This window comes from Streptomyces sp. NPDC006552 (assembly GCF_040611655.1).
Lineage (GTDB): Bacteria > Actinomycetota > Actinomycetes > Streptomycetales > Streptomycetaceae > Streptomyces.
In genome coordinates this window covers 1-24,932 of sequence record NZ_JBEXOS010000050.1, presented here as the reverse complement: position 1 = coordinate 24,932, position 24,932 = coordinate 1, and the positions used below count along the sequence as shown (strand labels likewise).

At 71.2% G+C, this 24,932-nt stretch carries 20 protein-coding genes and 1 pseudogene; 9 read left to right on the top strand and 12 right to left on the bottom strand.

All coding sequences use genetic code 11. From position 1 onward, the window contains the following. Nucleotides 1–13 precede the first annotated feature (13 nt). On the bottom strand, nt 14–925 hold the full coding sequence (locus ABZY33_RS25530; RefSeq protein WP_356493999.1) for a TauD/TfdA family dioxygenase: 912 nt from the start codon (nt 923–925) through the stop codon (nt 14–16). A gap of 258 nt (nt 926–1,183) precedes the next feature. Here ABZY33_RS25530 and ABZY33_RS25525 point away from each other — a divergent pair, with 258 nt between their 5' ends. Further along, entirely contained in the window at nt 1,184–1,744 is a 561-nt protein-coding gene (locus tag ABZY33_RS25525; RefSeq protein ID WP_356493998.1) for an NUDIX domain-containing protein, read from the top strand. A gap of 253 nt (nt 1,745–1,997) precedes the next feature. Here the strand turns inward: ABZY33_RS25525 and ABZY33_RS25520 are convergent, their stop codons facing one another. Beyond that, nucleotides 1,998–2,423, bottom strand: a complete 426-nt coding sequence (locus ABZY33_RS25520; RefSeq protein ID WP_356493997.1) for a nuclear transport factor 2 family protein — start codon at nt 2,421–2,423, stop codon at nt 1,998–2,000. 437 nt (nt 2,424–2,860) lie between these two features. Here ABZY33_RS25520 and ABZY33_RS25515 point away from each other — a divergent pair, with 437 nt between their 5' ends. Next, nucleotides 2,861–5,926: a BTAD domain-containing putative transcriptional regulator gene (locus tag ABZY33_RS25515; RefSeq protein ID WP_356493996.1), complete on the top strand. Its 3,066-nt coding sequence runs from the start codon at nt 2,861–2,863 to the stop codon at nt 5,924–5,926. A 24-nt stretch (nt 5,927–5,950) separates the two neighbouring features. Here the strand turns inward: ABZY33_RS25515 and ABZY33_RS25510 are convergent, their stop codons facing one another. From ABZY33_RS25510 to gltX, 4 genes are all read right to left on the bottom strand, one after another. After that, nucleotides 5,951–7,540: a class I adenylate-forming enzyme family protein gene (locus ABZY33_RS25510; RefSeq protein WP_356493995.1), complete on the bottom strand. Its 1,590-nt coding sequence runs from the start codon at nt 7,538–7,540 to the stop codon at nt 5,951–5,953. Nucleotides 7,541–7,610: 70 nt separating this feature from the next. Beyond that, nucleotides 7,611–8,831, bottom strand: coding sequence for an MFS transporter (locus ABZY33_RS25505; RefSeq protein WP_356493994.1), 1,221 nt, complete (start codon nt 8,829–8,831; stop codon nt 7,611–7,613). Between the two features lie 40 nt (nt 8,832–8,871). Then, complete coding sequence (asnB, locus tag ABZY33_RS25500; protein WP_356493993.1) at nt 8,872–10,722, bottom strand: asparagine synthase (glutamine-hydrolyzing); 1,851 nt, start codon at nt 10,720–10,722, stop codon at nt 8,872–8,874. Between the two features lie 69 nt (nt 10,723–10,791). After that, entirely contained in the window at nt 10,792–12,279 is a 1,488-nt protein-coding gene (gene gltX / locus ABZY33_RS25495; RefSeq protein WP_356493992.1) for a glutamate--tRNA ligase, read from the bottom strand. 233 nt (nt 12,280–12,512) lie between these two features. Here gltX and ABZY33_RS25490 point away from each other — a divergent pair, with 233 nt between their 5' ends. Continuing rightward, nucleotides 12,513–13,019: a hypothetical protein gene (locus ABZY33_RS25490; protein ID WP_356493991.1), complete on the top strand. Its 507-nt coding sequence runs from the start codon at nt 12,513–12,515 to the stop codon at nt 13,017–13,019. A gap of 4 nt (nt 13,020–13,023) precedes the next feature. On the opposite strand, the gene ABZY33_RS25485 is transcribed toward ABZY33_RS25490, so the two are convergent. Then, nucleotides 13,024–14,040: an aldose epimerase family protein gene (locus ABZY33_RS25485; RefSeq protein ID WP_356493990.1), complete on the bottom strand. Its 1,017-nt coding sequence runs from the start codon at nt 14,038–14,040 to the stop codon at nt 13,024–13,026. A 302-nt stretch (nt 14,041–14,342) separates the two neighbouring features. Here ABZY33_RS25485 and ABZY33_RS25480 point away from each other — a divergent pair, with 302 nt between their 5' ends. From ABZY33_RS25480 to ABZY33_RS25460, 5 genes are all read left to right on the top strand, one after another. Further along, nucleotides 14,343–14,609 carry an acyl carrier protein gene (locus tag ABZY33_RS25480; protein ID WP_356493989.1) on the top strand — a complete coding sequence of 89 codons (267 nt, stop codon included), beginning with the start codon at nt 14,343–14,345 and terminating at the stop codon, nt 14,607–14,609. A 1-nt stretch (nt 14,610) separates the two neighbouring features. Further along, nucleotides 14,611–15,675: a hypothetical protein gene (locus tag ABZY33_RS25475; protein WP_356493988.1), complete on the top strand. Its 1,065-nt coding sequence runs from the start codon at nt 14,611–14,613 to the stop codon at nt 15,673–15,675. A gap of 92 nt (nt 15,676–15,767) precedes the next feature. Further along, nucleotides 15,768–17,354, top strand: a complete 1,587-nt coding sequence (locus ABZY33_RS25470; protein ID WP_356493987.1) for an amino acid adenylation domain-containing protein — start codon at nt 15,768–15,770, stop codon at nt 17,352–17,354. A 49-nt stretch (nt 17,355–17,403) separates the two neighbouring features. Continuing rightward, nucleotides 17,404–17,871 (top strand): cobalamin-dependent protein, encoded by a 468-nt coding sequence (locus ABZY33_RS25465; RefSeq protein WP_356493986.1) that lies wholly within the window; start codon nt 17,404–17,406, stop codon nt 17,869–17,871. Then, nucleotides 17,871–19,262, top strand: a complete 1,392-nt coding sequence (locus ABZY33_RS25460) for a methylaspartate mutase (RefSeq protein ID WP_356493985.1) — start codon at nt 17,871–17,873, stop codon at nt 19,260–19,262. Before ABZY33_RS25465 ends, ABZY33_RS25460 begins: the two co-directional genes overlap by 1 nt. On the opposite strand, the gene ABZY33_RS25455 is transcribed toward ABZY33_RS25460, so the two are convergent. Continuing rightward, on the bottom strand, nt 19,222–20,772 hold the full coding sequence (locus ABZY33_RS25455; RefSeq protein WP_356493984.1) for a BTAD domain-containing putative transcriptional regulator: 1,551 nt from the start codon (nt 20,770–20,772) through the stop codon (nt 19,222–19,224). The two genes, ABZY33_RS25460 and ABZY33_RS25455, sit on opposite strands and share 41 nt — an antisense overlap. A 75-nt stretch (nt 20,773–20,847) precedes the next feature. Continuing rightward, nucleotides 20,848–21,024: a hypothetical protein gene (locus ABZY33_RS25450; RefSeq protein WP_356493983.1), complete on the bottom strand. Its 177-nt coding sequence runs from the start codon at nt 21,022–21,024 to the stop codon at nt 20,848–20,850. Between the two features lie 403 nt (nt 21,025–21,427). Between ABZY33_RS25450 and ABZY33_RS25445 the strand changes: the two genes are divergently transcribed. Then, nucleotides 21,428–22,129: a 4'-phosphopantetheinyl transferase superfamily protein gene (locus ABZY33_RS25445; RefSeq protein WP_356493982.1), complete on the top strand. Its 702-nt coding sequence runs from the start codon at nt 21,428–21,430 to the stop codon at nt 22,127–22,129. A 409-nt stretch (nt 22,130–22,538) separates the two neighbouring features. Here ABZY33_RS25445 and ABZY33_RS25440 read toward each other — a convergent pair whose 3' ends face one another. The 3 genes and pseudogenes from ABZY33_RS25440 to ABZY33_RS25430 all read right to left on the bottom strand — a co-directional run bounded on the left by ABZY33_RS25440 (nt 22,539) and on the right by ABZY33_RS25430 (nt 24,716). Further along, nucleotides 22,539–23,360 (bottom strand): DDE-type integrase/transposase/recombinase, encoded by an 822-nt coding sequence (locus tag ABZY33_RS25440; protein ID WP_356494031.1) that lies wholly within the window; start codon nt 23,358–23,360, stop codon nt 22,539–22,541. A 705-nt stretch (nt 23,361–24,065) separates the two neighbouring features. Next, nucleotides 24,066–24,341 (bottom strand): annotated as a pseudogene (locus tag ABZY33_RS25435) (helicase); the annotation flags it as partial. A 108-nt stretch (nt 24,342–24,449) separates the two neighbouring features. Beyond that, on the bottom strand, nt 24,450–24,716 hold the full coding sequence (locus tag ABZY33_RS25430) for a helicase associated domain-containing protein (RefSeq protein ID WP_356493981.1): 267 nt from the start codon (nt 24,714–24,716) through the stop codon (nt 24,450–24,452). Nucleotides 24,717–24,932: the final 216 nt, after the last annotated feature.

Sequence of the window (24,932 nt, the reverse complement as noted above, 5' to 3'; positions counted from 1 at the left end):
GCCTGGCCGGGTCCTAACGGATACGGAGGCGCTGGAGGTGCCGTTGCCTCCGTGGCGGCGCGGCAGCGCCGGCGGTCCGGCCGTGGAAGTAGTAGGTGTTGTCGATCACCACGAGCAGTCCCCGCCGCCAGGACACACCGACGGCCTCGTCCGGCGCGTACATGGCGGTGAGCAGATCGCGCAGCGCCGCGTTCACCGTCCCGGGATCGGTGTCCGGATCGCTGTGCGTCCAGCGCAGCTCCTGGTCGAGGAAGTCCCGATAGGAGAACACCCACCGGCCGTCCAAGTGGCGCGCGACAGCCGGCGCCTTCGGGCTGTCGCGGTAGCGGGTGTGCGACAGCACCTGGAGCGTGCCGGGCGACAGCCGGCGTGCCACTGCTCGCATCGGTGTCACCACGGTTTGGGCGAGATCGCTCCGGTCACCGGGCTCGGCGCACATCAACACGATGTACCGGGGCTGGTCGCCGACCGCGGCACCGCTGCTCTCGGAGTGCAGGCTCAGCGAGTTGCGGGCGAAGGGCTGCAAGGCCACCTCGGCGGTGGGGGCGTGCTCGCTGCGCAGGTTCAGGACGACACCACCCTGCACGAAAGGCTGCACGGCGGGGTCGGACTCCGGTATCGCGGTGCCCAGGAAGCGGCCCAGCTCGGTGTAGCGGTCGTGCGGGAGTGGTTCGGCGAGCTGGACGGCGGCCAGGCCCCGGTCCCACAACTGCTCGCTGATCTCCTGGTGGAGGCCGTCGGCGTCGTCGCTCCGATGGCCCGGCAGCCGCCGCACCGTCGGAGCGGGCAAGGGCGTCGCGTTGCTCAGCAGCCGCTCCCGCAGCGCGACGTGGGGATCGGACAGCGACGTCCGGAAGCTCCCTCGGGTGGGACGGGGATGCGTCGTGGACAGGACGCCTGAGGGCGCGGAGACAGATCGTTCCATGGCTGTTTCCTCTGCTCGGACGTACGGCACGGATGCCGATGGCCGCTTCGACTTCGGCGGCCGGCGGAGCCGGGGCCGAAGCCGGTGGTTCACGCCGCCGGAGCGACTGTAGGGACCACGCCGGAACCGCCGGGCAACTGGACGGTTCCCCACCGGACCGGTAGCGATAGCCGGCCGGTTAACAGCGGATTCTCCTGAGCGCCTAACGTGGCGGCCGCTTTGAGCCGTAGCCGGCATCCGGCGGGAAATGAGGCGTTCATGGGATTCACACACGGGCGCCGTTTCGCGCATTGCCCGTACTGCGGCACCGCCTACGCGGAGGGTGCTGACTGGCCGCTCGACTGCCGTGCTTGCGGAGAGACGCAGTGGCGCAATCCGCTGCCGGTAGCGATCGCGCTGCAACCCGTGACAAGGGAGAACGGTTCCCGCGGGCTCGTCGTGATCCGCCGCGCCCTTCCCCCGGGGCTAGGCCGGTGGGCGCTGCCCGGGGGATATGTGGAGACCGGCGAGGACTGGCGGGACGCGGCCGTGCGGGAGCTTCACGAGGAGACGGGCTTCGAGGCGTCGGCGCGCGGCGCGCGGCTGTTCGGGGCGTACAGCACCCGGGACACCCTGGAACTGTTCGTGTTGCTACCGGAACGTGCGGAGGCGCAGTTACCCGAACCGGCCCGGACCAGCGAGACCCAGGGGTGTCGTGTGCTCAGCGAGGTCACGACACTCGCCTTCGAGGGACACACCCGTGCGATGGCCGCCGTTCTGACCGGACACGCGGAGATGGACGGACCGGGAGCCGGCGCATTTCCCAGGCCCTGCCGCTGATTCCACTTTCTGGTCCGGTCCTCGGCGGGGACGTGCACCCACGCCGGCACCGCGGACAACGCGAGCTCCGCATTCTGGCCAACGGGATGCGACGCGTCCACACAGCCATCCTCGCCGCCCTCACCACCACCGACACCTCAGGAGCGGTCGACGGCAACGTCACCGGGAACGAACCGCTGAAGAGTCAGGTGTACGGACGGGCCACCTTCGGCGTACTGCGACGACGCCGCATTCTCCTGGAGCCACGCGGGCCCTACGGTCCCGCCGGAGCCGGTAACGCACACGGCAACGGGGTGGAGTAGTACCGGCGGCAGGCGTTGACGAGGGTCCGCTCGGACAGCGTGAACACGTCGGCGAAATCCACGCCGTCCGCGCCGTCCTGGTCGCGCCCCACCACCCGTCCCAGCACCACGACCGTGTCCTCGGCCGCGATGACGCTCTCCAGTTCGTGCCGTCCAAGTGAAGCGGCCTGCGCAGCTTGGGCGTCGAGTACTGCATCGCGGCCGCTGCGCAGCGGGCTGCCGGGGTGGCTGAGGGTCACATCCTTCTCGGTGAGAGAGGCGTACCCGTCGATGTCCCCGATGTCCAGGTAGTGGTAGGTGAGCAGCACGTGTTTCACACCGGCCGTCACCGCCACCGCCGGGCCGGCATACGACATCCGCAAGAGGTCACCCTTCATGACTGGAAAGCCCTTTCGGAAACGGCAAGGGTGGCGACGCCCCCTCGAGACGCCCCCAAGTCATGATTCGACACCGGATTAACTCCCCGCTATCGCGCCGGTATCCCAGGCGGCCGACCGGCCGATGTCCACCGCCGTGGTCACCGTTGGTCCTGGTGCCCCGTCGGCGCCGTGCCTACCTGCCGAGCGTTGTCACCGACGAGGCGGTCGCTTTTATCAGGATCTCGATCGTCTGCCGCGGTGCCTAAGGCGTCGACGAGCACGATGGTGTACCCGCTTCGTGGACTTGCTTTCCACCTGGTGCGACTTCTTCTAGAACCTCGGGTCCCAGTCTTTAGGTGTCCATGATCAGGGGATGGTTCAACCTACACTCACGCCTGAGCGTGTTGGGTTATGTTGCACGTTGTGCGGGTTGAGGAGGGTGCATGGACGGGTGCATGGGCGCTGCGCAGGTCCAGCTTCGCGACCGGGGGGCGGGCTTCGCCTTTCAGGTGCTGGGCGAGCTGGTGGTGAGCAACAGCCGGGGCGTCGTGCGCGTCACGCCGGGCCGGCAACAGGTACTCCTCGCTGCCCTGTTGCTGGAGAGCGGGCGGTTGCAGAGCGTCGACCACCTCATCCGGTTGCTCTGGGTGGAGGAGCCGCCCGGGACGGCCCGAACCCAGGTACAGATCTGTGTGTCGCGGGTGCGCAAGACCCTCGCGGACGCCGGAGTCGAGGCAACCATCGTGACCCGTGCGCCGGGTTACGCCCTGCACATCGACGACTCCGCCCTCGACCTCACCATCTTCCGGCGCGCCGTGTCCGAGGCCGACACGCTGGCCCGGCAGCACCGGGGCGCCGAGGCGGCCGCTACCCTGCGCGCGGCGGTCGGGCTGTGGCGCGGTCCGTGCCTGAACGGTACGCCCAGCGACGCCCTCGCGCGGGTCGCCCAGCACATCGACGAGGAGCGGCTGACCGCCACCGAGTCCTACCTCGAACTGGAACTGGGGCTCGGCCGCCACCACCAGCTCACCGCCGAGATAGCCGCTCTGGTGCGCGAGGAGCCGCTGCGTGAGCGGCTGCGCGGCCAGCTCATGCTCGCCCTGTACCGCTCCGGCCGGCAGGCGGAGGCGCTGGAGACCTACCGGGAGGGACGCAATCTGCTCAGAGAGGAACTGGGCCTGGAGCCCGGCGAGGACCTGCGCAGACTGGAGCAGGAGATCCTCAACGGGGACGCCTCGCTGCGACTGGAACAGCCCACGGTCGCCACAGCCGCCGCCTCCCGGCTCGCCCTGGTCCGGTCGGCCGAAGAAGCGCCCGCGGAGACAACGTTGCCGGACGATCCCTCTTCGGCCAAGCGTGACCACGTACCGCGGCAACTGCCCATGGACACGGCCGACTTCGTCGGCCACCAGGACTTGATCGCGGAGGTGGAGTCCGTACTCACCAGCACCTCCCCCGACCGGGCCACGGGCATCGCCGTCATCGCCGGACGGTCGGGCATCGGCAAGAGCACCTTCGCCACCCGGGTCGCACACAAGCTGGCCGACACCCACTTCACCGACGGTCAGCTCTACTGCCAGTTGCGCGGCGGCCGCGCGGACCCGCTCACGCCGCGGGAGGTTCTCGGGCGCTTCCTGCGGGCACTTGGCCTGCCCGGACCAGCGATACCGGAGTCTCTGGAAGAGCGCGGCGAGACCTACCGCAGCATGCTGGCGGACCGGCGGATCCTGGTGGTCCTGGACGACGCGGTGAGCGAGGAGCAGATCTTGCCACTGCTGCCGGGCAGCCGCTCGTGCGGCGTCCTGGTCACCAGCAAGGCACGGCTGACCGCCCTGCCCGGCGCCCACCGCGTCACTCTCGACGTTCTCGACCAGCAAGAGTCGCTGCACCTGCTCGAGAAGGTCGTCGGCGAGAGCCGGGTACGCGGTGAACAGGAGGCGGCCGCGGCGCTGATCGACACCGTGGGAGGACTGCCGCTGGCGCTGCGCATCGTGGCCGCCCGCCTCGCGGCCCGCCCGCACTGGCCGCTGGCGTCCATGGCGCAGCGCCTCGTCGACGAGAACCGCCGTCTTGACGAACTGACCCACGGGCAGCTCACCGTACGGGCCAGTCTGTCCGTCACCTACGACAACCTCGCCGACGCCGACCGCAGGCTGCTGAGGCTGCTGAGTCTGACCAAGGGATCGACGTTCCCCGGCTGGATCGGCAGCGCCCTCCTCGACGCCCCCAACGCCAGCCCCTACCCGTCGGACCTGATGGAGCCGTTGGTCGACGTGCAGATGCTCGACGTCGTCGGCGCCGACGCCACCGGGGAGCCGCGCTACGGGTTCCACGACATCATCCGCCTGTTCGCCCGCGACCGGCTGCTTTCGGAGTCCGACGAGGGCGAACGCAGAGCCGCCATCCGGCGGATGGGCGGCGCGTGGCTCCTGCTGGTCACCAAGGCGCAGGAACGCATCTTAGGCACCAGCATCTACAACGGACCGGCCCCGCGATGGCACCCGTCCGAGACCCATGTCCGCCGCCTCCTGTCCGCACCGCTGGAGTGGCTGCACACCGAACTGGAGAATCTGAGCCTGACGGTGGAGAGCCTGGTGCAGGAAGGCGAGGACGACTACGCGTGGGAACTCGCCGTCAATCTCGCCCCCCTCTTCGAAGCCCGCGGCTACCTCGACCATTGGGCGCGCACCCACCGCAAGGCGCTGACCGCGGTGCGCCACCGCGGCAACCGCCTGGGCCAGGCGGCCCTGCTGGCCTCCCTCGGCACGCTGCACATCAACCACCACAACCTGCCTGAAGCGCGTAAGGCGCTGACGGCGGCGCTGGAGTTGTACCAGAGCCTGGAACACCACCACGGCATCGGCATGTGCCGCAGGGACCTGGGCATCCTGGAACGGCTCTGCGGCCGCGACGCCTCCGCGCTGGGGTACTTCCAGGAGGCGGAGGCGGAGTTCGAACGATGTCCCGAGCCCTGGGCACGGGCCTCCGTGATCGTCCAGCGCGCGGCCGTCCTGCTGCGACAGGGCGACGCCGAGCGGGTCGAGACGGAACTCGGCGAAGCGCTGGGGATCTGGCGCGACCTGAACTATCTGGGCGGACAGGCCCGCGTGCTCCAGCGCATGGGCCAGCTCCACCTCCACCGGGGGCAACTGGAAGACGCCAACAAGGCCCTCGCCGGGGGCCTGGACATCGTCCGCGACGACCGGGACGTGATCGGCGAGGGCTACATGCTCCTCGAACTCGGCCGGGTCCACGCCCGCCAGGGCGACCTCGCGCGGGCCGCCGGCCTCTTCAACCAGGCGCTGGACCTGCGCGCCGGCATGATGGACCGGGCGGGCGTGGCCTCCGTCCGGGTGGACCTGGCCGACCTGGCGCGGCGGGCCGGCGACCCCGCCGCGGCGCGCGCCCTGCTCGCCGAGTCCATGACGGTGTTCACGGCCACGGGCATGATCGAGGAGCACGATCGGGCTGCGGCCCTGGTGGCCAGGCTGCCCGCCCCAGGCCTGGCAGCGGAGCGGTGAACCGGGCACCGGTGCGTCGGCGGGTCAGTGGGCCAGGCCCAGTTCCTCGGAGAGTGACGAAGCCAGCTGTGGGCGCAACACCTTCCCGGTCGCGGTGCGCGGGATGCGCGGCACCGCCACGATGTGCGAGGGCACGAGCGCTCGCGGGAAGCGCGAGAGCAGCGCGTCCCGTGCGTCGGCGGTGTCCCCGGGCCCGTGCAGCGCCACCGCCGCGATGATGCGCTCACCGGTGAATCGGTCCGGGACCGTGACACAGGCCGCGTCCCGGACCTCGGGGAGGGCGCGCAGAACCCTGTCCATCTCCTCCAATGAGACGGTCTCCCCGGACACCTTGGCGATGTTCTTCAGCCGGCCGGTCAGCACGATCAGGTCACGGCCTTCGTCCGTCACCTGGTAGCCGAGGTCCTGGGAGTGGAACCACCCGTCGCGGAAGGCGTCGGCGGTGGCCCCGGCGTTCCCGGCGTAGCCGGACATGACGTTGAACCCGCGCATGCACACCTCGCCCACCTGCCCGGGTCGCACGGGCTGGCCGTCCTCGCCGAGCACCGTCACCTCGTTGCCGTACACCGGCACGCCCACCGACGGGATCTCCGCCTCCAGCACGAACCGCCGGTAGGCCGCCTCCGAGAGGTCCGTCGGCATCGTGGTGGAGAAGTTCGTGGTCTCGGAGAGGCCGTAGCCCTGGAGCACCCGCGCCCCGAGACGGTCCGCGACCGACCGTGCCGTGCGGGCGGTCAGCGGCGCCGCCGCCGAGACGAAGTAGTCGAAGTCCGCAGGTACTTCCACCCCCCGCCAGGCCTCCACGATCGCTTCCAACACCCCCGGAACCACACTCGCGATACGCGGACGGTACTGCCGCAGCGTCGTCGCGTACGTCAGCGGCGAGAACGACTCGGCGAGCACGGTGTGCGCCCCGGCCGCCATGGTGCCCAGCACCGTGAAGTGCGCGCCGTTGACGTGGTGGATGGGCAGACAGGCCAGCACCCGGTCGCCGGGAGCCAGACCGTGGTGGCGGCGCACCGCTTCGGCGTTGGCGACGGCGTTCACGTGCGACTGGGCGACCAGCTTCGACGCCGCGGTCGAACCGGAGGTCGCGAAGTACAGGGCGTCGGCCGCCGGGTCGAGCACCGGAAGGGGCCGGTCCTGCTCGGCCACGTCCTGCCAGCGGGGCAGCACCGTGCAGCCGGGACCGAATGTGTCGGTGTCCGGGGGGCACAGTACGGCCAGCGCGCCCGCGGCCTCGATCTGCTGCGCGCGGCGCTCCGGCGGATCGGCCGGCCCGAGCACGAGCAGCCCGAATCCGGCGCGCAACACGCTCAGCAGTGCCAGCACCGACGGCACGTCGTTGGCCGGGGCGAGGGCCAGCACGGCCGGCCGGCGGGTGCCGAACTCGGCGCACAGCCAGCTGGCGAGGGCGCGGGTGGCGATCTCGGCGGTGCGGTAGTCGAGGACGGTCTCGGTGCCGGCGTGGGACACGGCGGTGATCAGCGGGGCATCGCCCCGGCGGCGGGCGAAGAAGCGCAGCGCGTCGAACGGGGTGCGCCACGTCGAACAGGGGAAACCGGGGCCGGCCCCCAGGTAGGTGTGTGCGCGCAAGTGGTCGGTGGACGTCATGGTGATGGCAACTCCTCGTAAGGCGCGGCGGGAACGGGCGGGTGGGCGGTCCCCGCCGGACGGCTCAGGCTCAGGAACGGGTGGGGACGCGCAGGGCACCGGTTCGGGCGGGCCGTTGCGCCCAGGCCACCACCGCGCCGGTCGGCAGGGCCGCGAGCAAAAACGCCCCTCCCAGCACGAACCAGCCGGGCGTCCCCCAGTCGATCAACAGGACGGTCAGCGCGGTGGGCGCCAGCATCATCGCGGTTCCGTAACCGGTCATCGCGAACCCCTGGTACTGCCCCTGTTTGCCGGCGGGGGCGAGAGTGAAGGTGATGTGCCACGACGCCGCCGACACCAGCAGTTCGGCCCAGACGTGCAGGGCGCCCGCGGCCAGCAGCAGCACGTTCGAGGCGAGGGAGGATCCGCCTGCCGAGAGGGCGAAAAGCGAACAAGCGGCGAACAGCACCAGCCCGGAGGTCCGGCAGGCCCGGACCGCGCCGGGCATCGTGCTCACCCGGGAACCGACGCGCACCTGGAACAGCACGACGCTGACGGTGTTCAGCACGAACAGCACGGTCACCATCGCCGTCGAGGCACGGGTGTGGGTGGTGATCCACAGCGGCAGCACGATCTCCAGGAGCATCGAGTGCAGCGCGAGCACCGCCCCGAGCGCCGTGAACAGCGCGAACGGCCCGTCGCGCAGCACCGCCCACTTCGGCTCGCCGGGCGGCGACGCGGGTGACGGTGCCACCGCCGGCAGCGTCGCGAGCAGTGCCGCGGAGGCCAGGGACCCCAGCGCGTTCCCGCCGATGACGACGGCGAACGCCGTGGGGGTCGCGTGGTGCAGGGCGAGGCTTGCCAGCGCGGCGCCGGCCGCCATCCCAGCGTTGTTCGCCGAACGGATCATCCCTTGCGTCCGCACCAACCCCCGGCCTTGCGTCAACCCGGCGATGAGCGCCTGCTGCGCCGCCCGGGCCCCGCGCTGGAACGCCGTGAACGCGCACGCCACCACCACGAACGCCAGGAACGAGCGGACCAGCAGGTACCCGGCCGCGGCGAGCCCGTTGAGCGTCATGAACAGCACGGCGATGCGCCGGGGACCCCGACTGTCCGCGAGGTGCCCCAGCGGCACGCCGGCCAGCAGGCCGACCGCTCCCGCGATGGTCAGACCCAGCCCCATCGCGGTGGGTGACAACCCGGCGATCCGGGTGAAGTACAGCGCCGAACAGGTCAGGAACGCGCCGTTGCCCGCGGACATGAGGACCCCAGCGGCGATCAGCCGGTGCGCGGGGCCGGAGGTCGCTGACATCTGTGTGGAGCTGCCCTTCTCAAGTGATCGAGCGGCCGGTTCAGGACAGCAGCAGTCGGGGCCGGTGGACATCGAGCCAGGCCGCGAGGTTCAGACAGCGCTCCAGCCCGCCGCGCACGGCCGGGACCGTCTCGTCGTTCACGGCGTTCTCCAGCCACGCCCTGCTGACCAGGTCGAACACCGGGTGGTCCGCCGTGGCGAGGAGCTCCTTCGCCTGCCGGCGCAGCGCGGTCGTGTAGCCCGGGTCCTGGATGGAGGGGTACGCGCTCTTCACCCGGTCGACGACGGACGCGGGCAGCAGGTCCCGGACGGCCGCTCGCAACAGGCTTTTCTCCCGGCCGTCGAAGCTCTTCACGGCCCACGGCGCGTTGTGCACATACTCGACCAGACGGTGGTCGCAGAACGGCACCCTCACCTCCAGGCCGACGGCCATGCTCAGCCGGTCCTTGCGGTCCAGCAGCATGCGCATGAACCGGGTGATGCCGAGGTAGGAGGTGACCCGCCGCACACGGGTGTCCTCGTCGTCCCCTGGCAGGTGCTCGACCTCGGCCACCGCGTCGGCGTACCGGTCGCCGATGTAGGCGGGCAGTTCGAGGGCCGTGAGCAGTTCGGGCCGCAGCACGCCGCCGTCCCGGCCCTGGCTGCCCGCGGCCACCCCGTTGGCGGGGGACATCCACGGGAAGGTGCCCGCACGCTGCGCCGCCGCGGAGCGATGCCAGTGGTAGCCGCCGAAGACCTCGTCGGCGCTCTCCCCGGACAGCGCCACCGCGGAGTGCCGGCGGACCGCATGGAAGAGCCGGTAGAGGGAGACGTCCGTGTCACCGGTGCCGCTCGGCATGTCCCGGGCGGTGATGACCGCACGGCGCACGGCCGGATCGACGAGGGAGCCACTGTCCAGCAGGATGTCCGTGTGGGCGGTGCCCACGTGCGCGACCATGTCACGTACGTAGGGGGCGTCCGGTGTGGGCCGGGCCGCATCCGGTACGTAGTTGTCGCTCTGCCCGGCGAAGTCGACGCTGAAGCTGTGCACCTTGCCGCCCCTGCCGCCCAGCTCTCGTGCGGCCAGTGCGGTCACCGCGCTGGAGTCCAGTCCGCCCGAGAGCAGCAGGCACAGCGGCACGTCGGCGACCAGTTGGCGGGAGACGATGTCCTCCAGCAGCCCCCGCACCCGGGCGACGGAGGTGTCCAGGTCGTCGGTGTGCTCCGCGGTGGCCAGCGCCCAGTAGACGTGTTCACGCAGGCCCCGGTGGTCGACGGTGGTCACCGTGCCCGGCCTGGCCTCGCGCATCCCGGCCCACACCGCGTGCCCCGGTGTCTTGACGAAGCCGAACAGCTCCCGCAGCCCGTCGAGGTCGACGCTCCGGGTGGCCAGCGGATTGGCGAGCAGCGCCTTGGGCTCGGAGCCGAACAGCACACCGTCCGCCGTCGGTTGGAAGTAGAGGGGCTTGACACCCAGCCGGTCGCGGACCAGCACCAGCTTCGCCGCGCGGGCGTCCCATACGGCGAAGGCGTACATGCCGTTCAGCCGATCGGCGACCCCCTCGCCCCACTCCAGATAGCCGCGCAGCACCACCTCGGTGTCGCCGGCCGTCCGGAATATGTGTCCGCGGCCGCGCAACTCGTCGCGCAGCTCCCGGTAGTTGTAGACCTCACCGCTGTAGACCAGGGCCAGGCTGCCCGCGGGAGTGTCCAGGGTCATCGGCTGCGTGCTGTCGTCGAGGTCGATGACCGCGAGCCGCCGGTGGCCGAGGCCGGCGTGTCCGCGGGGGTCGGTCCAGGTGCCGACCGCGTCCGGACCGCGGCAGGCCATGGTCCCGGTCATCGACGTCAGGGTCGGCTGCTCCTGGTGCAGGTCGCGCTCGAACGCGACCCATCCGGCGATACCGCACATGTCACTTGTCTCCAGTGGGAAGGCGCGGGGGCTGGGTGGGCGGGCAGGGTCTCCAGAGCCGGCGGGCGGCTAGCGGCGAGCGCGGCGCCCGGCGTCGAGCGCGCGCCGGACACGGCGCAGGCTGCTGTCGCGGCCCAGCAGCGCCAACGTCTCGTACAGCGGGGGCGTGATCTGACGCCCGGTCAGGGCGATCCGCAGCGCGGCGTATGTCTGGCGTGCGTCGGTGCCCAACCCCTCCTTCAGCCGGAGCCGTACCGTGTCCGCCGTCCACTGCGCCAGGCCGGCCAGGAGGTCTGCGGCCTTGCCCAGCGCGATGGTTTCCGGGTCGCCGAGGTGCGCGGACACACCGTCATCGGGCAGGAACAGGAATTCCAGGGACTCGGCCGCCTCGACCAGCGTCTTGGCGGCGTCCTGCACCAGCGGGACGGCACGCTCCAGCAGCTCCCGCTGGTCCGGGGAGGGGTCCGGCGGGAGCGCTCCGGTGCGCACCATGAAGGGCAGGAGCGCCGCCGTGTAGCCGGCCGTGTCCATCCGTTGCAGATGCGCGGCGTTCAGGTCGGTGATGACGGCCGTGTCCAGCCGGACCGGACGCGTGCGGATGCGGCTGACGTCGTAGTCCTCGATCAGCTCCTGCCGGGTGAAGACGGTGCTCCCGGAGGAGTGCGACCAGCCGACGGAAGCGAGGTAGTTGACGACGGCCTGCGGAAGGTACCCGCGCTCCCGGTAACCGAGCACCTCCGCCTCAGGGACGGCTCGGGTGAGTTTCTTGCCCCGGGAGTCCAGGACCGCGGCGATGTGCCCGAACCGGGGGGTGAAGGTGCTGACCGCGATGCGTCGCAGCGCCGCGTACACGGCCAGTTGACGGGGCACGGAAGGCAGCAGGTCGTCGCCGCGCAGACTGTGCGTGATGCCCATCATCGCGTCGTCCACCGGATTGGCGAGGGCGAAGAGCGGGTCACCATTGGCCCGCACCATCACCGGGTCGGGAGTGCTGCGCGCCGGGAAGACGATCCTCCCGCGCACCAGGTCGTCGTAGACGATCTCCTCGTCCGGCATCCGCATCCGCAGCACCGGGGTGCGGCCCTCGGCACGGTAGGCGGCCTTGCGCCGTTCGGACAGTTCCCGGTCGCCGTTGTCGTACCCGGCCGTCGCGGCCCGGCCGGCCGCCAGATTGCGGGCCTCGATCTCCTCCCGCGAGGAGAACGACTCGTACAGCTCGCCCGCCGCGAACAGCTTGCGGGCGACCTCCAGGTGTATCTCCCGGCGTTCGCTCTGCAGGTAGGGCCCGTGATCACCTCCCACGCCGGGACCTTCGTCCCAGTCCAGACCCAGCCAGTGCAGCACCTCCGTCAACGGTTCGTAGTACTCGGCCATGCCGGTCGCCGCGTCCGTGTCCTCGATGCGGAGCACGAACCGGCCACCGTGGTGACGGGCCAACGCCCAGTTGACCACGGCCGCACGGATCAGACCGATGCTGGGCGGCCCGATCGGCGAGGGGTTGAAAGTGGTGCGCACGCTCGCGGCCGCCCCCATGGATGTGGGCTGCTGAAGGGGCATCACGGTCTCGCTTTCTGTCTGCCTGACTGACTTTTCTACCGGCTGTGCAACCGTCGCCGGTAACGGTGGGGCCACCGGCCGGTAACGCCGGGATCGGGGGCGACGCGGCGGCGGGGAGCGGTCCACGAGGGGCTGGTTACCGGGGCGTGCGCGCGGATTACCGGACCCGTTCGGCGGTGGCCGACACAATGGCGGCCCCATCCGGACGTGAGGAGATCAGGATGCCGGGAAGCGTGTTGACGACACACACCTGGGAAGTCGCCGCGGATGCCGACGAGGTCCACGAACTGCTGTGTCTGAGCGACCGGTACCAGGGGGAGCGGTTCGGCTCCCCCGTGCCCCGGCGCAACGTCGCCACCACCGCCTCGCTGGTCCGCGACGGCCTGGTGCATCTGATGCGCAGCGAGGGCCGGGCCGCCGCCATGTTCACCCTCACCCGGGTACCGGCCTTCGAGGAACCGCCCGGCACCTTCCCGTGGGCCCAGGCGCCCGCCTACCTCAGCAGGCTCGCAGTCCGGCCCGACCTCGTCGCCGCCGCCTCGCTCGCCGGACCGCTGTGCGTACGGCGGGCCCTGAAGCTCGCCGCCGACAGCGGCGCGGACGTTTTGCGGGCCGAGGCCAACCCCGATCTCACGGCCACCGTGGACTGCCTGGAGCTGCTGGGCTTCCGCCGCTGCGGCACGGTGTTCGGCGACACCGCAGGGCTGCGGCGGACCCACCTGTACCGCCCGCTGCCGTGACCCGTCAGTCGGTGTCACAACCGAAGCGGTAGACGGTGCGGTGCCGGTGGACCTCGCCGGGGTCGAGCCGTGCGGAGGGGTAGTCCGGGCGGTTCGGCGCGTCCGGCAGCGCCCCGGTCTCCAGGCAGATCCCACAGCGCGGCCGCTCGGGGAACCAGTCACCGGTGTAGACGCCGACGGCCGGCTGGTCCGTGGCCACCCGCAGCACCCGGCCGCTGCCCGGGTCCGACAGCTCCGCGAGGACCGGGCCGCCCCCGGCGAAGAAGCAGTTGTCGACGGTGACACCGTCGAGCGGGCGTTGCACGGTGAAGTCCCGCGCGGTGCCGCGCACGTCCTCCGCGGGACCGGGCAGCGGGATCAGGTCCGCATCGAAGCGCACCGCGTGCGTCGAGTCCAGCCGCAGGCGGTGCCCGTCGATGGTGCCCGCGCCCGCGAGATTCCAGAAAGCGTGGTTGGTCAGGCCCACCACGGTGGGCGCCGTGGTGGTCGCGGTGTACTCGACCACCAGCGTGCCGTCGGGACCGACGCGGTAGCGCGCGCCCGCCGTCAGCTCGCCGGGATAGCCCTGGTCGCCGTCCGGGCTGCGCACGGACAGCCGCACCTCCAGGGCCTCACCGTCCCGCGACGCCTCCGCCGACCACACGCGCCGGTCGAACCCCTCGGAACCGCCGTGCAGATGGTGCGCGCCTTGGTTGCGGTCCAGAGTGTGGCGCTTGCCGTCGAGGTCGAACTCACCGCCCGCCACACAGCGGCAGTAGCGACCCACGGTGGCACCGACGTACTGATTGCGCGAGCGGTCGAGGTATGCACCGAGGTCGGGCAACCGCACGCAGACGTTGGCGTACCGGCCCTCCCGGTCCCGGGCACGGACATCGACGAGGGTGGCGCCGTAGCTCCACACCGTCACCGCCGGCCCGGCGCCGGTGTACAGCGTGTACGACTCCACCTCCGCCGCGGGATGTCCGACGCGGGCGGGTGCGACACCGACGGTGGTGCGCTCGATGTGGGGACCTACGGCCACAAGGACTCCTTCCGGCACCGGCGACACGGTGCATGTCTACCCAGAGCGACGGGCGGGCCGTGCCCGGCCCGGCCGTTCGACGGTAGCCACGAACATCCCGCGCCCTGCCCACTGCGCGGTAACCGCGGCGCCGCGACCCGCACCGTGCCGGCAACCAAAGGGCCGCAGCACACCGGCCACGGCAGTTCCCGCGGCGATGGCGCCGCAGTTACCCGGCTGGTTTTCCCCCCGCGTTAGCTTTCGGAGCACGGCGACGGTCCGATTCCCGGCAGCACGTCCGATCGAGACAGGTGAGACGAGACATGAAAGACGGCCTTGCGCCCACCCAAAGCGCGGTGTTCGACCGCGTGCACACCCTCCTGTGCGACCTGTTGTTGTGGGAGTCGCTCCCGGCCGACTACGACCTCGGGAACAGTGGCGTCTTCAACTCCGCGAAGTTCCTGGAGCTGTTCGTCGCGCTGGAGACGGAGTTCGACATCTCCATTACCGGCGCCGACATCAAGCAGGACACCTTCCGCACCCTGAACTCGATCACCCGGTTCGTGTGTGCCAAGCAGGCGGTGGCCTGACGTGGTCGCCGGTATCACCCTCAGCAGTTGCACCCCCGCCGACCATGCCGAGGTCTGCGCCCTCCAGGAAGGGCTGTGGGCGGGCGGGCCGGCGAGCAACCAGGCGTACCTGGAGTGGAAGTACCACGCCAACCCCTTCCTCGACGACCGCTACACCGTGCTGGCCCGCACCGGCCCGGCCGACGGCTCCGCACTGGTCGGCGTGGTCGGCGTGTTCGGCTCCCCCTGGGAGTACCGGGGACGCCGCCTCACCCTGCCCTGTCTGACCGACACGATCCTCGCGGACAGCCACCGCAACAGCCCGCTCTTCCACGAGATGGTCGACGAGGTGCTCACGCGGCTGCGCCGCGACGGCATTCCGTGGCTGCTCGACTTCGGCGACCAGGGCACCGTACCGGCGCTGCTCATCCGCGGCTGGCAGCAGGTCGGCGTCTGGGGACAGTCCGTGCTGACGCGGACGACCGACGCTGACCCCGGCGGCCCCTGGGACGACCTGCCCGTCCTGCGCGGGGCGCGCTCCGGGCTCCGCATCACCGCCTCACGCACCCCGGACCTGAACGCCATGACCGAGGTCGTCCGCGACGTGCCCGACGACGGCCGGGTCCGCGTGGCGCGCGACGCCTCCTACTTCGCGTGGCGCGCCGCCAACCCCCTGGCCCGCTACTTCCACCTCGTCGCCCGTTCGGAGGAGGGAGGCGCGCAGGGCTACCTTGTCGCCCACCGCTCCGGCGTGGACGGCGACGACGGCCCCACCCCCACCACGGTCGTGGAGTGCGAGGCCCGCACCGAGGAAGCCTACGCCGACCTGGTACGCGCCGCCCACGAGACCCTGCCCGGCACCCGCGTGCTGATGTGGACCCGGGACACACCGGAGGCGGCCGCCAAGGTCCTGGCCGACCTGGGCGCCGAATTCGTCGAACCGACCGGCCGCCCCACCCGGGACCGGCCGCTTCCCGGCCTCCTGATCCGCGAGACCGGTGCCGCACCGGACCCGGCTGGACTGCCGGACCTCATTCGGCTCGACGCCTGGGACTTCCGCGGTGTCTCCGGCCGGGGCTGGCGTTAGGGCCCTTGTGACAGATACCCGCGGCGTCGTGACGCCCGGCGCCGGTTTGCGGCCGACCCGGGCCGTTCCACGAGACGAAGAAGGGCAATGACGTGACCGGTCACCAAGCAGGCGTGTTCCCGGGCGCCACTCTCGTCGGCGAACGCCGGCGACTGGCGGCATCCTCTGTGGTCGAGCTGATCGCCCGCCGCGCCGCCGACACCCCCGAGGCGGTGGCACTGGAGTGCGACACAACCACGGTCACCTACCGACAACTGTGGCGGCGCAGCATGTCCATCGCCGCCGGACTGCGCGAGAGCGGCGTGGAGGCCGGCGACATCATCGGTGTCATCGCCCGCCGCGACGCGGAGACGGTGGCGGCGATGATCGCGGTGATGGCCAACCGCGCGGCCTACGCGCCGATCGACCCGACCAACCCCCTGGGACGCGTGCGGCTCATCCTCGACCAGGTCCAGCCCCGCTGCGTCCTGTGGGACGGCACCGGTTCCGTCGAGTACGCCTCCGGTTCCCCGACGGTGGACACCACACACCTGCCCGACCTGCCGCCGGGGTCGACCGCCCCGCTGCCGGACGGCGGCCCCCGCCACGACGACCTGGCCTACGTCGTCTTCACCTCCGGCTCCACCGGAGTACCCAAGGGCGTGCTGGTGGAGCACCGCTCCCTCGTCAACTACATCGGCTGGGCGGCGACCCACGTCCTGCCGGACGCCGGCGGCGCCGCCTGCCCGCTGTTCGCCAGCATGAGCTACGACCTCGCGCTCACCACCCTCTGGGTGCCGCTGGCGCATGGCCGCACCATCGTCATGATGGACGGCTCCTGGGACTACGCGCGCCTGTACGCCGAACGGCCCCGCCCCTACGACTTCATCAAGGCCACTCCCAGCCACTTCCGCCTGTTCGAGCGAATGCTGCGGCCGCAGTACCGGTCGGCCGCCAAACGCCTGATGATCGGCGGCGAGCCCCTGGAACCTGCCATGCTGCGGGAGATGGGCGACCGGCTCGACGGTGTGGAGGTCGTCAACCACTACGGACCCACCGAGACCACCATCGGCTGCTGCGCCCACCGCTCCACCGTGGACCGCCTGCCCGACCTGCCCACCGTGCCCATCGGCTCCCCGGCCTGGAACACCGGCGCTTACGTGGTGGACGACCGCGGCGCCCCGGTCGGCGTGGGCGGCCACGGCGAGCTGATCATCAGCGGATTCGGCATCGCCCGCGGTTACCTCGGCGGAGGCGGCGGCGACCGCTTCCTCCATGATCCCGAATTCGGCGGCAGGTCCTACCGCACCGGCGACATCGTCGAGGTACTGCCCGACGGGGTGCTGCTCCACCTCGGCCGCAAGGACGGCCAGCTGAAGGTGAGCGGCCACCGCTTCGAACCGGCCGAGCTGCGCCGCCACGCACTGTCCCTGCCGCACATCGCCGACGCGGCGTTCGACATCATCCGCGGCGGCGTCCTGGACGCGGTGGAAGCCTTCGTGGTCCTCGACGAGGAGGGCACGCGGACCCCACCCACGGAACGCGCCATCCGCACCCAGCTCGCCTCCCTGCTGCCCGGTGAACTGGTGCCGCGGCGCGTGCACATGGTGCCCGCGATCGAGGTCAACGCCAACGGCAAACGGGACATCCAGGCCACCAGGGCGCTCGTCGAGGCGAGGACGGCCGTCCCCGGGGCGTGACGCCTGTCCGGGCCCGGTGTCCCGGTCCGGACACACGAAAGGAGAAACCATGCGGAACGTTCCGGCGCAAGCCGACCCGCGACCACCCGAGCACGACGTCGTCGTGCTGGGAGTGACGGCCAGCGACGCACACGCGGTGGCCAACCAGCTCATCGCGCACCACCTGCGCGCCGAGGGCTACACCGTGATCAACCTCGGTGCCTGCACGCCCGTGTCGGAGTTCGCCCGCACCGTGCGCGAGAACCCCGGCGTTCTCGCCGTGCTGATCGGCAGCCTCAACGGGCACGCCCACCACGACCTGCACGACCTGCCCGCCGCCCGCGCCGCCGGCGACCTGCGTTGCCCCGTCGTACTGGGCGGCAACCTCTCTGTGGGCAGCCACAAGCACCCGAGCGCGCTGGACGACCTCCGCAAGCTCGGCGTCGACCACATCCTCACCGACCTGGACGAACTGCTCCCCTTGCTGCGCGAACTGGCCCAGCGGCCCGCGCGGCCCCACCTCCCTGAAGCCGCATGATGAGCGACACGCACCGTCCCGCAGCCGCGCTCCTCGCGGCCGACATCGCCGACACGGACCTCCCCTCGCTCGCGGACACCGCCCGGCACGTCCGCGCCCGGGGCACGCCGACCGTCCGCGATGTCCTGGCCCGGTCGGCGAAGGACCAGGTGGTGGCCATCCAGCCGCGGTGCGGGGTGGGCGGGCACGCCGAGATGCGGGAGCTGCTGCGCGCCCTGGACACCGGCGCACAGCCGGACATCCTCACCATCACCATCGACTCCCACACCCGCTTGGGCCGCTTCGAGGCGGCCGCCCGGCTCGCCGCCACCGACCCGGCCGCGCTCAACGGCTACCCGCTGGTCGCCCACGGCTGGCGGCGCGGCCGGGAACTCGTGGAGGCGGTGTCCGTGCCGGTGGAGATCCGGCACGGCTCCCCGGACGCCCGGCGGCTGTTCCGCACCGCGATGGCCGCGGGCGCCACCTCCTTCGAGGGCGGCGGCATCTCCTACAACCTCCCCTACTGCAAGGACGTGCCGCTCGCCGAGTCCCTCGCCCACTGGCGCGAGGTCGACGCCATGACGGGCGACCTGGAACGCGCCGGGCTCACGGTGGACCGCGAGTTCTTCGGCAGCCTCACCGGGGTCCTGACCCCACCGTCGATCAGCCTGGCCATCGGCATCATCGAAGCCGCCCTCGCCGCCGCCGAGGGCGTCACCTGCCTGTCGCTGTCCTACCCGCAGGGAGGCAACATCGCCCAGGACGTGGCCGCGCTGCGCGCCATCCCCGAGCTGGCGCGGCGCTACTTGCCGACGGGCGTCGAGGTCTACCCGGTGCTGCACGAGTTCATGGGCGTCTTCCCGGTCCGACGGGCCCACGCCGAGCAGCTGATCTTCTACGGGGCGCTCACCGCCAGGCTGGGAGGCGCGGCCAAGCTCGTCACCAAGACCCACCAGGAGGCGCTGGGCATCCCCGACGCACAGGCCAACATCGACGGCATGCGCCTGGCCGCGCTCGCGAACTCACCGCTGCTGGATTTCGTCACCGTCAACACCGAACGAGTCGAGGAGGAACTGGCCTGGCTGCTCGACGAGGTCGACGACCTGGTCGCCCCGGTGATGGGCGCGGCCGACCCGGCATGTGCCGTCGTCGCTGCTTTCGCCGACGGCACACTGGACGTCCCCTTCAGCGCGAGCCGGCACGCCCGCGGCGACGTGCTGCCCTGCCGGGACGCCTCCGGCGCCGTCCGCTACGCCGTGACCGGTGCGCTGCCTCTGTCCGACGCCGCGCTGAAGCGGCACCGCGACGGGCTCGGGCTCGCCGACGGTGCGCACTCCATGCGAACCCTGGTCGAGCGGGTCACGCACGACATCAACCACTTCCCGCGCCTCTTCGGCGAGAGCGGGCCGTAGAGGTCCCCAGTACCTCCGGGCCGTTCGGCGCCACCGGCCGCATGTCGTCCAGCTCGTGCACCGCGGCGGGCCGGACACGGACCGCCTCCCAGCCCTCGGGGGGCTCGGGACCCACGTGGTAGGTGATGCCGGCCTCGGTCGCCCGGCGCGTCTCCTCGCACACCCGGACCTGCCCCCGGGGGGCCATCGTGACCAGTCGCAAACCCCGGTCGAGTGCGCCACCCGTGACGGTCAGATCGCCGCCCGACCCCGCCGGGGGCGAGAGCAGGGCCTGCCCGGTGGCCACGGCGACGTTCACCTGCACACCCGGGGCGTCGGCCGCGGGGCGGCCGCCGCCGAGCCGTTCCAACAGCGCGAAGGCGGCGCGCACGGCCCGGGTGGCGTCATCCCGGTGGGAGTCGTCAGCGCCGAACACGGCACAGAACAGCGGCGCGGCCGATGCCACGAGGCCCCCGTAACGGGCGCTCTCCTGCCGCAGCACCGCCTCGGCGTCCGCGAGGATCCGCTGGACACCGTCCGCGCCCTGCTCATCGGCCAGGTCGTGTCGGACCCACAGCAGGACGACGCTGACCCGTCTGCATCCGAACTCCGTGCTGTGCCGCCGGTGGCCGGGATCCATCAGCGACACCGTGCGGCTCGCGGGCGCGTCGCCGGGGGCATCGGCCGGTTGGCACGCTGGCTGCCGTGCCACGAGGGACGCGACCCGCAGACGCTCGGGCATCCTTCGGCGCTCGACCGCCGGGGAGGCGGGCCCTTCCAGACTGTCGGCGTGCGCCAGGATGGCACGTTCCAGTTCCTGGAGTTCACGGGACGGTTCGAGGCCGTACTCCTCCACGAGCTCGTGCCGTATGCGCCGGAACACCGACAGTGCCTCGGTCTGCCGGCCGCACCGGTAGAGGGCCAGCATGAGCTGAGCGCTCAGCCGTTCCCGCAACGGGTTCTCGGCGACGGCCTGTTGCAGGGGGCGCAGGACCTCGTGATGGTCGCCCACCGCCAATCCGCTCTCGGTGTACTCCTCGAAGGCGCTCAGCCGCTCGCTCTCCAGACCGGCCAGTTCGGGCCAGTTCAACCCGTCCTCGGCCATATCGGCCAGCGCCGCTCCCCGCCACAGCCCGAGGGCCTCGCGCAACGTGCGGGCCGCGGCCGTGTGCCGGTCCGCGCCGGCCTCGGCCCGCCCCTGTTCGACGGCTTCCCGGAACCGGAACAGGTCTACGGCTTGGGGGTCGACACGCAGTTGGTATCCCGGAGCACGCGTGAGCAGGTGCGCCCGGGCGTCCGGGTCCCCCTGGGCGAGGTCGAGCCGCAGGCCGCGGACGGCGTTGCCGATCATTTTGCGCGCGGTGCGGGGCGTCTCATCCGGCCACAGCACGTCGAGCAGTTTGTGCGTGGCCACGACCCGGTTGGCGTTCAGCAGCAGACAGGCGAGCAGTCGACGTTTGATCACCCCGCCGATCGGAACGGCCGTGCCGTCCACGCTCGCCTGGAGCGAGCCCAGTATGCGGAATTCCACTTCCACTCCATCTCCGCTGGGAGAACCCCCGTCCGCCGCGGCACCCGGGGCCGCGGCGCGGATGAGACCACTGCTTCAGGACCAGGGGTTGGTGCTGTTGTCCGACAGACGGCCCTCGGCCCGGGCGATGGAGACGTGCTGCGGCTTGGCGGTGGTCTCGGCGACCGTCACCGCTCCCAGCAGCGCAACGGCGGTGGCGATGACGGCGGCGACCCTGACGGACGCAGATGTGCCCACGAAGTTCGGCTTCATGACTGTTCCCTCACTTGTTCCGCCGCTGTCGGTTGGTTCGAAAGGAAGGTAGGAGATGCTGCAATCCCGCTCCTTTAACGTCGCTATCTCCGGCGGATACTGCTGCTATCAGTCATGAGAGAGGGACGCCTGGCTGTCGCCCCGCACAGCGGTGGCCGGTTCGCCACGACGCCGATTCCGATAGAGGGACTGAGCTTCTTCCCGGGGCCCGATCCGACGGGCCGTCATGGTGAGGAGAATAGGCGGGTACTGCCGTGTGGTGTGAGGCGGCGTGCGCGCTGCTGCGGCGGTTCAGTGGTATGCCGACCGCCCGTGGGACAAGTGGCATCGTCACCACAGCTGACGCTGGACCCGTGACGCACGCCTGACGTGGGTACATCTGGTGCATGGAGGTCAAAGCCCAGTGATGGAGGAACTGCTCCCCGAGCCGGTGGTGGCTGTGGAGAGCTACGGTGATGAGGGGGCCGAGGCCGCGTCGCTGTATCCCGAGGAGCAAGCGCTCATGACACAGTTCGCGGCGACGAGGCGGCGCGAGTTCGCGACCGTGCGGTTCTGCGCCCGACGAGCCATGGCGGAGTTGGGCGTTCCTCCGGCGCCGGTGCTGCCCGGTGAGCGCCGTGCCCCGCAGTGGCCGGCCGGTCTGATCGGCAGCATGACGCACTGCGAGGGCTACAGCGCCGCCGCTCTCGCCCACGCCACCGACCTGGCATCGGTCGGCATCGACGCCGAGCCCCACGACGCTCTTCCGCAGGGGGCCCTCGAAAAAATCGCACTGCCCTCTGAGTCGGCCCGGCTCGTCCGCCTCCAGGCACAGGGTCTCCCCGTGCACTGGGACCGCCTCCTCTTCAGCGCCAAGGAGTCGGTCTACAAGGCGTGGTTCCCGCTCACCGGCGAGTGGCTGGACTTCTCCGAGGCGGACATCGACATCACGGTCACTCCATGCTCCGCCCCCGCCCCTACCGCCCTCTCCGGCACCTTCCGAGCCCGGCTCCTCATTCCCGGCCCTGTGGTGGACGGGCTGCGCCTCGCAGCCTTTGCGGGCCACTGGACGATCAAGGACAACCTGGTCGGCACAGCGGTGACAACCCCGCGCGCCGGGAGCTGATCAAACCGCGCGGGACCTCGGCCGGCTGCATGCGACAGCCGACGTGGGCGCAGCGGCGGCGGGCCGCGGCAAGGGCCCGGCCGGGCCGCGCTACCTCGCGCCGGGCACCGAGCACCGGTACGGGCGTCACCCAAGAGGAGTTGGACGACGACGTACGACGGCCCGCTCCCCCCGTTCTGTTGCGACATGTGCCAAGTGGTGTCCGACGCCACCTCGACGAGCCGGCTCCTGGCCAACGCGGCGTATCCGCGGTGCGTGGTGCCTTCACCGTGCACGTCTGGGCGGTGGTGGTGCCGGGCTGTGCGAGGTGCCGGGGTGGCTGCACGGCGACGGCGGTACCTATGAGCAGTGCGTGCACTACAACCCCGGCCCCGCGGAAGATTTCAAGTCCAGTGAGAGGGTCGTGGCGCTATGAGGTGTGTGGTGCGGGCTCCTGGCGCTTGGCCGGGTCGTTGGTCCATGCCTTCTGGGGTATCTCGGGTGGTCGGGGGCGGCGGCCGAAGCGTTCGGGGTGGCGGGCGTATGCCTCGGCGAGTGTCACAGCGCGCTGGTCGCGGACATCCTCGGCGGTCCCGAAGTGGACGGAGGCCGGAGTGTGCCAGCCGATCCCGGAGTGCCGGTGCGCGTGGTTGTAGTACGTGAGGAACGCGTCGAACCACTCACGGGCGTGGGCCAGGGAGTCGAACCGTTCGGGATAGTCCGACGTGTACTTCGTGGTCTTGAACTGGGCCTCGCTGCAGGGGGTGTCGTTGGAGACCTTCGGCCGCGAGTGCGACCGTGTCACTCCGAGGTCGATCAGCAGCTGGGAGACCTTCTTGCTCGTCATCGAGGTGCCCCGGTCGGCGTGCACGGTCTGGGGCACGATGCCGTTGCGTGTGATGCTCTCGCGGATCAACTCCTCGGCACGCTCGGCCGATTCGGCCGCCTCGACGGTGTGACCGACGATGTAGCGGCTGTAGATGTCGATAATGACGTAGGCGTGATACCAGAAGCCCTTGGCCGGTCCGGCCGCCCTGGTGATGTCCCAGGTGAACACCTGCGACGGGGCGGTGGCGACCAGCTCGGGCACTGTCTTGGCGGGGCGGGTGGCCTGTCGGCGGCGTTCTCCGCACTGGCCCTGCTTGCGCAGGATCCGGTACATCGTGGAGATGGAGCAGTGGTAGCGGCCGGCGTCCAGCTCACGGGCCCAGATCTGGACGGGCGGCAGCGCGGCGTACTCGGCCGAGTTCATCAACTCCAGTACCGCCGCCCGGGCTTTTGCCGTCAGTGTCGAGGGCTGGAGGCCCGCCTTCCTGGGCTTTCGCTCCGAGGGGGGCGCATCCCGCGGTAGTGGGTGGCCCGCGAGCGGCCGGTCAGCCGGCACGCGGCGGTGATGCCCAGCTGGCGCTCGACACTGGCGAAGGCGTCGCCCGCGACCGGGCTCGGCGTCACGTGTCAGTCCGCGCTCTCGGAGATCATTTCCAAGAGCACGGAAGCTTTCCCCATGACCTCCAACGCGGCTTTGTTCCGCGCCAGTTCCTTCTGGAGGCGCACCACCTGGCGGCGCGGTTTCTCGTTCTCCGTCTCGGCGGCCGACTTCTTCGGCCGGGCGGGGCTCGTGCGCTTGTCGACCAGCTTCTCCAGGGCCCCGGCGTCCCGGGCGGCCCGCCATTCCTTGACGTGCGAGTGGTAGAGACGCTCGTGGTGCAGGACCGCACCCTTCTCGTTCTTCGGGGCGGCGCTTGGTGCGGGGCGAGATCAGCCCGCGCTCGATCGCCTCGGAGAGCGTGAGTTTGCAGGCGACGGGTCCGAAGACGGGGGAGTCCTCGCTCATGCCTGCCACCAGCCGCGGCTCCCCGCCACCCTGGCCCTCAGCACCGCCTGGAGGGACCCACACGCGCGGGGTTGCGGTCATGTACAGCCACCGGGCCGCATGCAGCTTGTCCTGGGCGTGCACGGCCGCCCACGGCTTCAGCCCATCCCCGCTCGTTCTGTGGGCCTCGTCGACCACTACCAGGTCGAACTCCTCAAGACCGAGCGCGTGCGCCTTGCGCACCACGTCGACGGACGCGTACGTGCCGAACAGCGTGACGGTCTCCAGGTCCCGCACCCAGGCGGCCAGCTCGTGCTCGTCGGTCGCGCAGGGCAGGCCGCCGGAGTCCTTCGCGGGTAGTGAGCACACTCCGACCATTGCCCCGCTCCGGCCGCCGTCCTGGCGCCAGGCGGTGGCCATCTGCACCAGCAGATCCAGCGTGGGCACCAGTACCAGCACCCGTTATTTGGTGGACCTCACCGACTGGTGAGGTTTGGTTCCAAGCGGGGCCCCAGAGCGACATCTCCCTCACCAACGCATACCGAACTGGTCGAGGTCGTCGCGTCGGCGCACGGTGAGTTTGTCGGCGCGGCGGCGGGTGTTGGCGAGGAACATGCCCAACGCGACGGGCACTCCCTCCCCGACGCGCTCGGCTCTGTGCGCGCTTCGGCCGGCCTCCGCGAGGGGTACGACTTCGGTGTGCTTGCGCGGCACGTTCAGGTGTCCTTCGCGGGCGTGGAAATAGTGCGCGGCACTCAGGTCGAGGTTCCATTTGTCGTCCTGGGTACGCCGCAAATGCCCTCTGGGTCCATGGCGCAGTACTCGGCGAAGCGTTTGGCCGGCCTGGGTGTGCCGGTCACCGTCAGGGCCTCGGAGTTGCCGTTTGCACCATGGGAATGCCCTGACCGGGGAGCCGTGGCGGGGCCGCAGCCGGGTCAGCCAGCGGCCCCCCGGCACGGTGAGCGGTCGGGGGGCTGCCCGCAACCCCGAGGGTGTGTGCGCGCCCGGCGG

Excerpts from the sequence above, each read along its gene's own strand:
- ABZY33_RS25530 (WP_356493999.1), bottom strand. The coding sequence starts at position 925 with ATGGAACGATCTGTCTCCGCGCCCTCAGGCGTCCTGTCCACGACGCAT.
- ABZY33_RS25525 (WP_356493998.1), top strand. The coding sequence starts at position 1,184 with ATGGGATTCACACACGGGCGCCGTTTCGCGCATTGCCCGTACTGCGGC.
- ABZY33_RS25520 (WP_356493997.1), bottom strand. The coding sequence starts at position 2,423 with ATGAAGGGTGACCTCTTGCGGATGTCGTATGCCGGCCCGGCGGTGGCG.
- ABZY33_RS25515 (WP_356493996.1), top strand. The coding sequence starts at position 2,861 with ATGGGCGCTGCGCAGGTCCAGCTTCGCGACCGGGGGGCGGGCTTCGCC.
- ABZY33_RS25510 (WP_356493995.1), bottom strand. The coding sequence starts at position 7,540 with ATGACGTCCACCGACCACTTGCGCGCACACACCTACCTGGGGGCCGGC.
- ABZY33_RS25505 (WP_356493994.1), bottom strand. The coding sequence starts at position 8,831 with ATGTCAGCGACCTCCGGCCCCGCGCACCGGCTGATCGCCGCTGGGGTC.
- asnB (WP_356493993.1), bottom strand. The coding sequence starts at position 10,722 with ATGTGCGGTATCGCCGGATGGGTCGCGTTCGAGCGCGACCTGCACCAG.
- gltX (WP_356493992.1), bottom strand. The coding sequence starts at position 12,279 with ATGCCCCTTCAGCAGCCCACATCCATGGGGGCGGCCGCGAGCGTGCGC.
- ABZY33_RS25480 (WP_356493989.1), top strand. The coding sequence starts at position 14,343 with ATGAAAGACGGCCTTGCGCCCACCCAAAGCGCGGTGTTCGACCGCGTG.
- ABZY33_RS25465 (WP_356493986.1), top strand. The coding sequence starts at position 17,404 with ATGCGGAACGTTCCGGCGCAAGCCGACCCGCGACCACCCGAGCACGAC.
- ABZY33_RS25460 (WP_356493985.1), top strand. The coding sequence starts at position 17,871 with ATGAGCGACACGCACCGTCCCGCAGCCGCGCTCCTCGCGGCCGACATC.
- ABZY33_RS25450 (WP_356493983.1), bottom strand. The coding sequence starts at position 21,024 with ATGAAGCCGAACTTCGTGGGCACATCTGCGTCCGTCAGGGTCGCCGCC.
- ABZY33_RS25440 (WP_356494031.1), bottom strand. The coding sequence starts at position 23,360 with ATGAACTCGGCCGAGTACGCCGCGCTGCCGCCCGTCCAGATCTGGGCC.